At 66.6% G+C, this 12,121-nt stretch carries 14 protein-coding genes; 10 read left to right on the forward strand and 4 right to left on the reverse strand.

Translation table 11 applies throughout. The annotated features are described in order from the left end of the window. Positions 1-191 precede the first annotated feature (191 nt). From QCE64_RS25845 to hutG, 7 genes are read left to right on the forward strand one after another with little or no spacing between them, the layout of a single operon-like run. Positions 192-947 carry an IclR family transcriptional regulator gene (locus tag QCE64_RS25845; protein ID WP_309933791.1) on the forward strand — a complete coding sequence of 252 codons (756 nt, stop codon included), beginning with the start codon at positions 192-194 and terminating at the stop codon, positions 945-947. A gap of 42 nt (positions 948-989) precedes the next feature. Beyond that, on the forward strand, positions 990-1,760 hold the full coding sequence (locus QCE64_RS25850; protein ID WP_309924496.1) for a transporter substrate-binding domain-containing protein: 771 nt from the start codon (positions 990-992) through the stop codon (positions 1,758-1,760). 17 nt (positions 1,761-1,777) lie between these two features. Then, entirely contained in the window at positions 1,778-2,446 is a 669-nt protein-coding gene (locus QCE64_RS25855; RefSeq protein WP_309817295.1) for an amino acid ABC transporter permease, read from the forward strand. Continuing rightward, on the forward strand, positions 2,443-3,207 hold the full coding sequence (locus QCE64_RS25860; protein WP_310006967.1) for an amino acid ABC transporter ATP-binding protein: 765 nt from the start codon (positions 2,443-2,445) through the stop codon (positions 3,205-3,207). Before QCE64_RS25855 ends, QCE64_RS25860 begins: the two co-directional genes overlap by 4 nt. Continuing rightward, the gene (locus QCE64_RS25865) at positions 3,204-3,752 is read left to right on the forward strand and encodes a HutD family protein (protein ID WP_309924500.1); all 549 of its coding nucleotides are present in this window, start codon (positions 3,204-3,206) and stop codon (positions 3,750-3,752) included. Before QCE64_RS25860 ends, QCE64_RS25865 begins: the two co-directional genes overlap by 4 nt. Then, on the forward strand, positions 3,749-5,149 hold the full coding sequence (locus QCE64_RS25870; protein WP_310006969.1) for a formimidoylglutamate deiminase: 1,401 nt from the start codon (positions 3,749-3,751) through the stop codon (positions 5,147-5,149). The genes QCE64_RS25865 and QCE64_RS25870 overlap by 4 nt, the downstream gene beginning before the upstream one ends. 27 nt (positions 5,150-5,176) lie before the next feature. Continuing rightward, the gene (gene hutG, locus QCE64_RS25875; RefSeq protein WP_309924505.1) at positions 5,177-5,986 is read left to right on the forward strand and encodes an N-formylglutamate deformylase; all 810 of its coding nucleotides are present in this window, start codon (positions 5,177-5,179) and stop codon (positions 5,984-5,986) included. Positions 5,987-6,001: 15 nt separating this feature from the next. Here the strand turns inward: hutG and QCE64_RS25880 are convergent, their stop codons facing one another. Then, complete coding sequence (locus QCE64_RS25880) at positions 6,002-6,874, reverse strand: LysR substrate-binding domain-containing protein (RefSeq protein WP_309924508.1); 873 nt, start codon at positions 6,872-6,874, stop codon at positions 6,002-6,004. A 97-nt stretch (positions 6,875-6,971) separates the two neighbouring features. On the opposite strand from QCE64_RS25880, the gene QCE64_RS25885 reads away from it, so the two are divergent. Continuing rightward, positions 6,972-8,168 carry a YbfB/YjiJ family MFS transporter gene (locus tag QCE64_RS25885; protein ID WP_404987467.1) on the forward strand — a complete coding sequence of 399 codons (1,197 nt, stop codon included), beginning with the start codon at positions 6,972-6,974 and terminating at the stop codon, positions 8,166-8,168. Positions 8,169-8,174: 6 nt separating this feature from the next. Here the strand turns inward: QCE64_RS25885 and QCE64_RS25890 are convergent, their stop codons facing one another. Further along, positions 8,175-9,368 carry a GGDEF domain-containing protein gene (locus QCE64_RS25890; RefSeq protein ID WP_310006973.1) on the reverse strand — a complete coding sequence of 398 codons (1,194 nt, stop codon included), beginning with the start codon at positions 9,366-9,368 and terminating at the stop codon, positions 8,175-8,177. 343 nt (positions 9,369-9,711) lie between these two features. On the opposite strand from QCE64_RS25890, the gene QCE64_RS25895 reads away from it, so the two are divergent. Further along, complete coding sequence (locus tag QCE64_RS25895) at positions 9,712-9,966, forward strand: hypothetical protein (RefSeq protein WP_309817314.1); 255 nt, start codon at positions 9,712-9,714, stop codon at positions 9,964-9,966. Positions 9,967-10,026: 60 nt separating this feature from the next. Here the strand turns inward: QCE64_RS25895 and QCE64_RS25900 are convergent, their stop codons facing one another. Next, complete coding sequence (locus tag QCE64_RS25900; protein WP_310006975.1) at positions 10,027-11,016, reverse strand: molybdopterin-dependent oxidoreductase; 990 nt, start codon at positions 11,014-11,016, stop codon at positions 10,027-10,029. Positions 11,017-11,156: 140 nt separating this feature from the next. Here QCE64_RS25900 and QCE64_RS25905 point away from each other — a divergent pair, with 140 nt between their 5' ends. Continuing rightward, positions 11,157-11,294: a hypothetical protein gene (locus tag QCE64_RS25905; RefSeq protein WP_310006977.1), complete on the forward strand. Its 138-nt coding sequence runs from the start codon at positions 11,157-11,159 to the stop codon at positions 11,292-11,294. Positions 11,295-11,296: 2 nt separating this feature from the next. Here the strand turns inward: QCE64_RS25905 and QCE64_RS25910 are convergent, their stop codons facing one another. Continuing rightward, entirely contained in the window at positions 11,297-12,055 is a 759-nt protein-coding gene (locus QCE64_RS25910; protein ID WP_310006979.1) for an SDR family oxidoreductase, read from the reverse strand. Positions 12,056-12,121: the final 66 nt, after the last annotated feature.

Below are 12,121 nucleotides of genomic sequence, written 5' to 3' on the forward strand. Positions count from 1 at the left end.
CCCCCCCCCCCCCGCGCCTGCACCCAAGGCGGGGCCCCCCCCCGCGCCCCCCCCCCCTTTCTTTTTTGCTGTCCGGATAAGCGTAAACCCTAAATCTAAATTTCCCACCCACCGAGAAACCGATTTTTGTCCAGCGGGAGCCGCATGGCATTCTCTGTCCATCGACATCGCTTCAAGCAACGACCAAAATCGTGAACAAGGAATCCAGCGTCATTGGGGCCGAGCGCCTGCTGCTCGTGCTGAGCGCACTCGCCAGCCACGGCAAGGCCATGTCCGTGAAGGACATGCTCGGCGCCACCGGTCTCGCGCAAAGCACGCTCTACCGGCAAGTCGCGCTGCTCAAGCGCTGGGGCTTCGTCTCCGAAGACGCCGGCTACTACGCGCCCGGCCCCATCAGTCTCCAGCTCGCGCTCGGCTTCGACGTCAACTCGATGCTCGTCGAAGCCAGCCGCGACAGCATGCTGCAACTCTCCCGCGCAACGCAGGAAAGCGTCGGTCTCATCGTCGCCGTGAACGACCAGGTGATCTGCCTCGAAATGATCGAGAGCACGCACTCGCTGCGCTGCTCCTTCGAGAAAGGCCGCGCCGTGCCGCTGCGTGCGGGGGCATCGGCGAAATCGCTGCTCGCCTTCATGGCCGACAAGACCCGCGCCGAAAGCCTCGAACGCCAGTTCGCCGACAACCCCGCCGCGCGCGCCGCCCTCGAAGCCGAACTCGACGCCATCCGGTCCCGCGGCTACGCGGTCAGCGACAGCGAGATCGATATCGGCGTGTGGGGCGTCAGCGCGCCCGTCTTCCGGCGTCCGACGCGCGGCAGCGGCGGCGGCGCGGCTGCGTCGATCACGCTGATGGCGCCCTCCTCGCGCGCCGCCGGCCGCGAACAGCAACTCGCCGACTGGACCGTGCGCACCGCCAACGCCATTAGCACCCAATTGCAGTCCACCTGACCGCTTCAAAACCACGACCGAACCACACCCGGAGCCCACACGATGAAACTCAAGAACCTCTTTACCGCCGCGAGCCTCGGCTTTGCGATCATGGCCGCCGTGCTGCCCGGCAGCGCCGCCGCCGAAGACTCGAAGGTGCTGAACGTCGCCACCGACGCCACCTTCCCGCCGATGGAATTCGTCGACAAGGGCCAGCGCACCGGCTTCGACATCGACATCATGAACGCGCTGGCGAAGGCAATGGGCAAGACGGTCCAGTGGACCGACATCGACTTCAAGGGGCTGATTCCGGGTCTCGTCGCGCGCCGTTTCGATGCCGCCATCTCCGGCATCTACATCACGCCGGAACGCTCGCAGGTCGTCGACTTCACGCAGTCTTACTTCGCGGGCGGCCTCTCGGCGCTGGTGAAGGCCGATTCGCCGATCAAGACCCTCGCCGATCTCAACGGCAAGAAGGTGACGGTTCAGGTGGGCACGAAGTCCGTGAACTTCCTGCGCGACAACTATCCGCAGGTGCAGCGCGTGGAAGTGGAAAAGAACCAGGAAATGTTCGATCTCGTCGGCATCGGCCGCGCGGACGCCGCCGTCACGGGCAAGCCCGCCGCATTCCAGTTCGTGCGCACCCGCCCCGGTTTCCGCGTGCTCGACAAGGAGCTGACCACGGAAGCGTATGGCATCGCCGTGCGCAAGGACGAGCCGCAACTGCGCGACCAGATGAATGCCGCGCTCGCCAAGATCAAGGCCGACGGCACCTACGACGCCATCGTCAAGAAGTGGTTCAGCACCACTGCCACGACCGCCAGCGCCAAGTAAGCCGACGGACCTGACCCATGCAACTCGACTTCACTCCCGCCTTCGCCGGCTGGGCCGACATCGCGCACGGCGCGCTGGTCACGGTGGAAGTGACCGCCGCCGCGCTCGTGCTGTCGTGCCTGCTCGGGCTTCTGATCGGCATCGGCCGGCTGGCGCCGCAGCGCCGGCTGGTCTACGGCTTCTGCACCGGCTATCTGATCTTCTTCCGCGGCACGCCGCTGCTCGTGCAGTTGTTCCTGCTGTTTTTCGGCCTGCCGCAGTTCGATATCCTGCTGCCCGCGTTCGTGTGCGGCATGCTCGGCCTCGGGCTGTATTCGGCAGCGTATGTGTCGGAGATCGTGCGCGGCGCGATTCAGTCGGTGGACCGCGGCCAGACGGAAGCGGCGCGCTCCATCGGCATGTCGTCCGGACAGGCGATGCGCGCGATCATCCTGCCGCAGGCCATCGTGCGCATGATTCCGCCGCTCGGCAACGAGTTCATCGCGCTGATCAAGAACTCGGCGCTGGTGTCGCTGCTGACCATCCACGACCTGATGCACGAAGGACAGAAGATCATCAGCGTCTCTTACCGGTCGCTGGAGGTGTATATCGTGATCGCGCTCGTCTATCTCGTGCTCACCCAGACGACCAACTACATTCTTCATCGCGTCGAGCGTCGGCTGCGCGCAGGAGGCATGGTGCAATGAACAGCGCTCAACCCATCGTCAGCATCCGCGAACTCACCAAGTCCTTCGGCACGCATCGCGTCCTGAACGGCATCGACTTCGATATCCAGCCGAGCCAGGTCGTCGTCGTGATCGGGCCGAGCGGTTCCGGCAAGAGCACCTTCCTGCGCTGCTGCAACGGCCTCGAACAGCCGGAACGCGGCACTATCGACATCTGCGGGCATCGGCTCGTCGATCACGGCACGATGCTCAAGGAGCGCCCGCTCAACGCGTTGCGCACCGAAGTCGGCATGGTGTTCCAGTCGTTCAATCTGTTCCCGCATCTTTCGGTGCTGCACAACATCACGGTCGGCCCGCGCATGCTGCGCGACATGTCGAAAGCCGATGCCGACACCGCCGCGCTCGCGCTGCTCAAGAAGGTCGGCCTCGAACACAAAGCGCATGCGATGCCCGCAAGTCTCTCGGGCGGACAGAAGCAGCGCGTCGCGATTGCCCGCGCGCTGGCCATGCAGCCGCGCGTCATGCTGTTCGACGAACCCACGTCGGCGCTCGATCCGGAACTCGTCGGCGAAGTGCTGCAAGTGATGAAGCTGCTCGCCGCCGAAGGCATGACGATGCTCGTCGTCACGCATGAAATGGGCTTTGCGAAGGAAGTGGCGGATGTCGTCGTCGTGATGGACGGCGGCGAGATCGTCGAGGCGGGTCCGCCCGCGCAGATCTTCTCGACGCCCACGCAGCCGCGCACGCGTTCGTTCCTGCAAGCCGTGCTGACGCGCGCATGAACCTCGCTCTGATACGCGGCGACGCGCTCGTCGCCTCACCCTGGAAGAACGGCGGCGGCATCACGCGCGAAGTCGCAGCGCAGGCCCAGGCGTGGCGCGCGAGTGTCGCGGATATCGACCGGCCCGGGCCCTTCTCGCGCTTCGACGGCATCGATCGTGTGCTCGTATTGCTCGACGGCGCGGGTCTCGTGCTCGGCGAACAGGTCGTCGGGCAGGCGTTGGAGCTGGCCCGGTTCGCGGGCGAAACACCCATCGACGCGCAGCTCACCGACGGCCCCGTCCGCGTGTTCAACCTGATGACGCAACGCGATGCCGCGCGCGCATCGGTGGATATCTGGCACGCGCCGGGCACGCGCGTCGTGCGCGGCGACACCGTGCTGCTGCACTGCGCGCGCGGCACGCTCGACGTGCGCGTCGGCGAGACGCATATCAGTCTGACGAAGATGGACACGCTGCGCATCGAAGACGCGCGCGCCATCGAAGTCGGGATGCAGGGCGACGGCGCGTTGCTGTGCGCGTCGCTCGAAACCCAAGTCCGATCATGAACTCATCGAACTCAATGCTTTTTGCGGCGCACGCGCTGCTGCCGGACGGCTGGCGCACCAACGTGCTGCTGGAGTGGAATGACGCGGGTACGCTCGTCGCCGTGACGCCCGACACGCGCGAGATACCCGCGAACGCGGCGCGCGCGGCAGGACCGGTCGTGCCCGGCATGCCGAACCTGCATTCGCACGCGTTCCAGCGCGCGATGGCGGGCCTCACCGAGTATCGCGCGAACCCCGCCGACAGCTTCTGGAGCTGGCGCGACCTGATGTACCGCTTCGCGCTGCGCATCACGCCCGAGACGCTCGGCGCCATTGCGCGCTGGCTCTATGTCGAGATGCTCAAGGCGGGCTACACGTCCGTTTGCGAGTTCCACTACGTGCATCACGCCGAAGACGGCACGCAGTACGCGCAACCGGCGGAACTGGCGCTGCGCGTCGTGGATGCGGCGCGCGAGACCGGCATCGGCATGACGATGCTGCCCGTGCTCTATCAGCAAGGCGGCTTCGATGCGCAGCCGCCGCGCGCCGACCAGCGCCGCTTCATCAATTCCACGGAAGGCTATCTCGACCTGCTGCGCAGCCTGCGCACGGCGCGTCCGGAAGACGGCGCGCTGCGTTACGGTGTCGCGCCGCACTCGTTGCGGGCGGTGTCGGAGGCTTCGTTGCGCGCGTTGCTCGAGGGCCTCGACGCCATGTCGCCCGGCGCGCCCGTGCATATCCATATCGCGGAGCAGACGGCGGAAGTGGACGCATCAGTGGCGGCGCTCGGCGCGCGCCCGGTGCAATGGCTGCTCGATCACTTCGACGTCAACCCACGCTGGTGTCTCGTGCATGCCACGCACGTCGATGCCGGCGAAACGCTCGCGCTCGCCCGCAGCGGCGCGATCACCGGGCTGTGCCTCACGACCGAGGCGAATCTCGGCGACGGCTTCTTCCCCGTCGCGGAATATCTCGACGCACAGGGCGCGTTCGGCGTCGGCTCGGACAGTCATATCGGCGTGGACTGGCGCGCGGAACTGCGTCTGCTCGAATACGGCCAGCGGCTCCAGCGGCGGCAGCGCAACGTGCTCGCGTCGCCGGACACGGCGCAGGTCGCGGACCGGCTGTTCCACGGCGCGCTCGAAGGCGGCGCCCGCGCAACGGGCCGCACCACCGGCAAGCTCGAAGCCGGCGCGCGCGCCGACTGGCTCGTGCTCGACGCCAATCATCCGAATCTCGCGGAACAAACGCCCGCGACGTGGCTCTCTTCCGTGGTCTTCTGCGAACATGGCGAAACGCCGGTGCGCGATGTTTTCGTCGGTGGAGAATGCGTGGTTCGCGAGCGTCGTCATCGGGACGAAGCGCGGCACTACGCGGACTATCGCCGGGCGCTCTCGCAACTGCTTGCCGACGCCTGAACGTCGGCCAACCCAGGACGCAAGCTCATGAACGATCTCTTTTCTCTCGAACGCGGCGATGCGCCGCTGCTCATCTCCATCCCGCACCTCGGCACGCAGATTCCGGACTCACTGCGCAGCCAGTACACCGACGTCGCGCTGACGGTCGCGGATACCGACTGGCATCTCGACCGCCTTTACAGCTTCGCCCGGACGCTCGGCGCGACGATTCTGGGCGCGCGCCTGTCGCGCTATGTGATCGACCTGAACCGGCCGCCGAGCGACGAAAGCCTGTATCCCGGACAGACGACGACTGGCCTGTGCCCCGACCTGACCTTTCGCGGCGAGCCGGTGTATCGCGAAGGCTGCGTGCCCGATGCCGCCGAGAAGCAGCGGCGCGTCGCGGCGTACTGGCAGCCGTATCACGACACCCTGCGCGCCGAATTGAAGCGTCTGCGCGAGCGGCATGCGAACGTGCTGCTGTGGGAAGCGCATTCCATCGCGAGCGTGCTGCCGCGTCTCTTCGACGACAAGCTGCCTGATCTCAACATCGGCACGCAGGACGGACGCACGGCGGCGGCTTCGGTGCAGCAGGAAGTGGAACGCGCGGCTGCGGCGGGTCCGTTCACGTGGATCGCCAACGGCCGCTTCAAGGGCGGCTATATCACGCGGCACTTCGGCGCGCCCCAGGACGGCGTGCACGCGGTCCAGCTGGAGATGTGCCAGTCGACCTACATGAACGAGGCCGCGCCGTTCGAGTATCGGCCCGAGGTGGCGCAACAGGTCGAGCCGGTGGTCGAGAACATGGTGAGCGGCGCGCTGCGGGCGGTGGTCGCGCTGAGCACGGCGGCCGGCTGAAAAAGCGGGCGTGATTCACGCGCCATCGAGGAGCAGGTCGCGGAGCGCGTCGAGCGCCGCTGAGTAATGGCCCTTGCGCCAGACCAGCAGCGTATCCACCTGCCCCAGTTCGCCGAGCGGATGGACATCGACGTCATCGTCGAGACGCGCCAGTTCCAGCACCGAGCGCGGCGCCACCGCGACGCCCGCGCCCGCCGCCACGCACGCGATGATCGCGTGGTACGAGGCCAGTTCCAGCACCCGCGCAGGACGGATGCCCTGCTGCTCGTACCAGCGCATCGCATAGGAGCGATAGGCGCAGCCGCGTTCGAACGCTACCAGCGTGAGGCCGGCCGGCTCCTGCGCCAGGGCTGTCGGATCCTGTCCGCGCGGCGTGACCAGCGTCAGTTCTTCGCGGAACACCGGCACGGTGTCGAACTGCCCGGCGCCGAGCGCGTCCGGTTCGATCGGCCGCGCCATCACCGCCGCATCCACGTCGAAGGTGCGCACGCTTTCGATCAGCGCGCGCGTGACGCCGGTCGCCAGTTCCAGCGTCACCTGCGGCCAGCGCCGGTGATACGCCGCGAGCACGCGCGGCAGACGGCTCGCCGCCGTGCTTTCCATCGTGCCCAGGCGCAAGCGTCCTTGCGGCCGGTTCTCGCTGATCGCATGACGCGCTTCCTCGGCCAGCGCGAGCAGGCGTTCGGCGTAGGGCAGCAAGGTCTCGCCGGCGGGCGTCAGCACGAGGCGCCGGCCATCGCGGACGAACAACTCCGTGCCGAGCGTTTCCTCCAGCTGGCGAATGCGCGTCGTCACGTTCGATTGCACGCGGTTCAGCTTGAGCGCGGCGCGCGTCACGCCGTTTTCGCGGACGACCGCCCGAAAGATGGTGAGCGCAGCCAGATCCATGATCTTTCCTGAAGATTGATTCCATCTCGATTATTCATTTTTCAAGATGGATAGGTCAAGGTAGGATCAGCAGACCCTCGCTCTGACTTTCATGCTCATGGCATCGCCGCTGCCCGTCTCGTCCGCCTCCGCTCAACCCGCCCGCGATGCCGCGCTTGCCTGCGCCGTGGTGCTGGCCGTTGCGCTGGGCGTCGGGCGCTTCGCGTTCACGCCGTTGCTGCCGCTGATGCTCCACAGCGGCGCGCTCGACATCCGGCACGGCGGCTGGCTCGCGTCGGCCAACTACGCGGGTTATCTGATCGGCGCGCTGTCCTGCGCGGCGATTCGCATCGATCACGCCCGCATGGTGCGGTTCGCGCTCGCCGCGACCATCCTGCTGACCCTCGCGATGGGCGTCGTTCATCTGTTCTGGCTCTGGACGGCGATCCGCTTCGCGGCGGGCGTCGTCAGCGCGTGGGCGTTCGTGTTTGCATCGCAATGGGGCCTGCGGCGGCTCGCGGAACTCGACGCGCACGGCTACGGCGGCGTGATCTATGCCGGGCCGGGTGTCGGGATCGTCGCAACCGGACTGCTCGGTGCAGGTGCCGCTGCGCTCGCCGTGCCGGCGCCGTGGGTGTGGGATGGCTTCGCGGTGTGCTCGGCGCTGGCCGGCCTGGCCGTCTGGAAGACCTTCACGCGGCAGGCATCGGCCGCGCATGGCCGCGCGACGCATCACGGCGGCAGCGAGACCGGCGTAGCGCGCGCCGATTCGATCGGATTGATCGGCCTTTATGGACTCGCCGGGTTCGGCTACATCATCTCGGCGACCTTCCTGCCCGTCATCGCCCGGCAAGCCTTGCCCGGTTCAGCGTGGCCCGACTTGTTCTGGCCAGCCTTCGGACTCGCGCTGATCGCCGGCGCACTGCTCGCCGCGCGCCTGCCGCTGTCTTGGGACAACCGTCTGCTGTCGGCCGGGTTGTATCTGATTCAGGCGCTGGGCATCGCGTCGGGGATCGTCTTTCCTACCGCGCTCGGATTCGGCATCGGCAGTCTGCTGCTGGGGTTTCCGTTTACCGCGATCACTTTGTTCGCGATGCGCGAGGCGCGCCGCCTGCGCGGCGATGCGGCCGCCGGATTGATGGGCTATGCCACTGCTTCGTATGGATTGGGGCAGATCGTCGGGCCGCTGGTCGCGGCGCCTATCGCCGAGCACACGGGTTCGTTCTCGGCCGCGCTGTGGATCGCGGCGGCGGCGCTGGCGGCAGGGGCTATCGGATTGGTCTGGCTGGGGACGCGTGCTTCGGCCCGGCGCTAGAAGAGATCAGCAGGCCACGCTGTCGCGCGGCGCTTGAGAACGCGCCGCGGGTTGCGCGAGTTCCACCCGGTTGCCGCCGAGCGACTTCGCCCGGTACAACGCGCGGTCGGCGATGGTCAGCAGATCGGTCAATGCAGCGCCGGCCGTGCCGCATTGCGCCAGACCGATGCTCACGGTCGCGCGGATCTCCACCCCCGCCCCGCCGGGCGTGCCCGCTTGCGCGAAACGCCGGACCACGGCTTCCGCCGTCGCGCGGGCGCGATTGCAGTCGCGTCCCGGCAGCAGCGCGGCAAATTCCTCGCCGCCGATGCGCGCAAAAATCGCCTCGGGCCCCAGCGCGTCCTGCGCGATCGACGCGAAGGTCTTGAGCACGGCGTCGCCCGTTTCATGACCGTGGCGGTCGTTGATGGCCTTGAAGTTATCGAGATCGAGCGCGATCAGGCAGACCGGCTGTCGTGCATCCGCGCGCCGGATAATGCGCATGCCTTCCTCGAAGAACCAGCGGCGGTTGCCGAGCCCCGTCAGGTAATCCGTCCGCGATTCCTTCAGCAATTCACCATGCGCCTCGTCGCGCACGAAGCGCAGCAGGGTCATCGGCAGAATGACGGAATAGAGCACGCCTTCGTACATCGTCGCCTTGGCGATCGCCGACAGCATGCCCGGCCCGAGCGACGCTGCCAGCCACGGCAGGATCAGCGCGCGTGCGGCATAGAAGAGCCCGTGAAAGCCCGCGACGAACGCCGCGATATCGCGCGACTGCAGGCGCCGGGCGCGATCGCCGCGCAGCAGTTCGCGGGCGGTCATGCCGCTGGCGAAAGCAATCGGGATGGCGCTGACGTAGTTCCACATCGGCACTTCCCAGCGCACGCCGGCGATGACCCACGCGAGCGCCACGCCGGCCAGCACGCCGATGGACAACGCCCCATGACGCCGGCCGTTCATGATGGCGACGCCGCGCAGCAGCAGCAGATAGCCCGAGACCATGATGAGGTTGCTCAGCGCCGATCCGATGGCGCCGGGCAGCGCGTGGCGCACGGCGACGGCCGCGCAGCCGGCGGCGAGCGTCGCGTAGCCGGCGGCCAGCGTGGCCAGCTCCTGCCTGCGTCCGGCATGACCGCGGCGTTCCCACAGCGTCATCCCGCAACTGGCGAGGAGCGTGCCGATGGCAAGCAGATAGATGGTAATGAGATCGACATGCATGCTGTCGCGTGCCTGATGTGCCCGAAAGACTTTTCCGTGCGACTGTTAACGGCAGGCAAACGTCAAACTTGAAGTGAATCGCTGATTCGTTCTTCACGCGGCCCGTGGGCGCGCACTGTTGGATCGGCTGCAACGCGCCACGCGCGCCCGTTCTGTCGCCGCCAACACCTCGCCGCATGACGAGACTCGTGGCGGGTACCGCCGAGTACCGCCTTTCCCTTTCTCATCAACGGCTTGCACGATCTTCACGCCCGCGAAACGTCTCCTGGCACGGCTCTCGCAATGAATGTCGCGAGCGCAACGACACGCGCTCCCCACCCAACCGGAACCCAGGAGATTCACCATGAAGATCGACAACCTCGCTGTCAGCAAAGACCTCGCCCGTGAAGAGATGGAAGCCATCGTCGGCGGCAGCGTTTTCCAGAACAACGGCGTCAACGCCAACCTCGAGGCCGGCGGCGTCTCTTTCGCGAGCCCGCAGACCAACGTCGCGCCCGTGACGCAAGTGGATGCCTCGACGCACACGGACGTCGACCTGAAGAACATCACGAAGTCGGTCTCTTCGGTGGGCAGCCTGATTCAAGGCATGAAGATCTGAAGCACGCAATCCGGCGAGCGAAGGATTCGGGGATCCTTCCCTCGCCGGACGCGGCGTCGCTCAGCGCGGCGCCGATACCACTTCCAGCGCGAGCAGATTCGATACGTAGCGGCCCGCCTTGCCATCGCCGGGAATGACGAGCCGCGCGAAACCGGTCGTCGTCAAGGGCGCACCGTTCATCTCATACGCGACGATGTCCGGCTGATTGCCGAAATCGGGCGACAGCTCGGCCAGCGACAGGATCACGCGATAACCATCGCTGCCCGTCGCGATCAGGTAGAAACCCAGCAGATCGTTCTTGATCGTCGAACTGGCCTGGATGTCCGCCGCATTCAGCAGATTCCACAGGCTCACGCCCGTGTAGGTCGTCGTGCCGACCGTGCGCGTCACCGCGGGAAGCGCCTGAAGCGCGGCGAGATCGAAGCTTGCCGGCGTCGCCACCGCGCCGGACAACTGGAACTGCGTCGTGGTCCCGCCGCCCGCGACGTGAACCGCCGACACCGCCGTGCCCACCTTGAGCGTCACAAGGTTCGACACGTAGCGGCCGCCCTTCACGTCGCCCGGCGCGGTGACGCGCAGCGGGCCGTCGGTCGAGGACAACGCGGCGCTCGTGCCGTTGATCGTCTCCGCATACACCACCTGATTGCCGCGATTGCCGAAGTCCGGGCTCAGCTCGCCCATCGCGAACAGCGCGCGGTAGTTGTCGCTGCCGGTCGCGATCACGTACTTCGCGAGCACATCGTTCTTGACCGCCGCGTTCGTCGTGATGCCGATCTGGTTCAGCATGCTCCAGAGGCTCGCTCCGGTGTACACATGCGTCTGCTGACCCGTGCCGCTGCCGAAGGACACGGTTTGAGTCGTCGCGGGCTGAGCCTGGATCTGCGCCAGTGTGAACTGGGTCTGCGTCGTGACGTCGCCGGAAACCGACAGTACGGTCTTCGGCGGCGGCGTATCGTCGTCACCGCCGCCGCAGGAAGCGGCTGCGAACGGAAGCAGGCTGAGCAGGATGAGCGGCGATGCCAGCCGCTTCAGAACAGGGGAAAGCGTCATTGTCGGTACTCCCTCCGGTCAGCGGATCGACGCCCGTCGTGCAGCGCAGTGCGCGCGATATCCCGCTCGTTATGTTTATGCGGATACAGCGGCGATCACATTCGCAGAATCGCGTGCAAAAGGCAAGACGGGGTCGTGCGATGAACGGCTCGGCGCGGCGCGCGGCCTTCATGTCTGGCGAATGGACGGAAGACTTCAAGCGCCCGGTGGAAGAAGGCGCGCGGGAGATCGCGAAGGTGGCGACCGTCCTTACCGACGGCGGACAGCCGCAGCCATGACGTCAGATCGCCATGCCGCCCGATACCTCGATGCGCTGCGCATTGATCCAGCGACTGTCCTCCGACAGCAGCGACGCGATCATCGGTCCGATGTCGTCGGGCAGGCCCGGGCGGCCGAGCGCCGTCATCTCGGTGACGCGCCGGTTGACCTCGGGGTTGTCGCGCACGATGCCGCCGCTGAAGTCGGTCTGGATCGCGCCCGGCGCCACCACGTTGACCGCGATGCGGCGTGGCGCCAGTTCCTTCGCCATGTATTTGGTGAGCACTTCCACCGCGCCTTTCAGCGAGCCATAGGCCGCGCTCTCCGGAATGATGATGCGCGTGAGGCCCGACGAGATATTGACGATCCGGCCGCCGTCGTTGATGAGCGGAAGCAGCTTCTGCGTGAGAAAGAACACGCCCTTGAAGTGGACGTCATAGAGCGCGTCGAGTTCGGCTTCCGTCGTCTTCCCGATGCTGTTGTGATGCGACGTGCCCGCATTGTTGACGAGATAGTCGAAGCGTTCGGCCTGCCATCCGGCGAGCGTGCGGCGCACATCATTCGTGAAGGCGTCGAACGCCGCGACCTTGCCGGTATCGAGTTGCAGCGCGGCCGCCTTGCTGCCCGTCTCGGCGACGAGCGCCAGCACCTTGTCCGCTTCCGCGCGATTGCTGTGATAGGTAAAGATGCAATCGACGCCGCGTCGCGCGAGATTGAGCACCGTGTTCCGACCGAGCCCGCGGCTTGCGCCGGTCACGATCGCGATCTTGCTGGCAGACATGGATGACCTCCCTGTGAAGTGAATCCACAGGATAGCCATTCGAGTGCGTTCGAATAATCCATGCAA

It is taken from the genome of Caballeronia sp. LZ043 (genome assembly GCF_031451075.1).
Classification (GTDB): domain Bacteria; phylum Pseudomonadota; class Gammaproteobacteria; order Burkholderiales; family Burkholderiaceae; genus Caballeronia.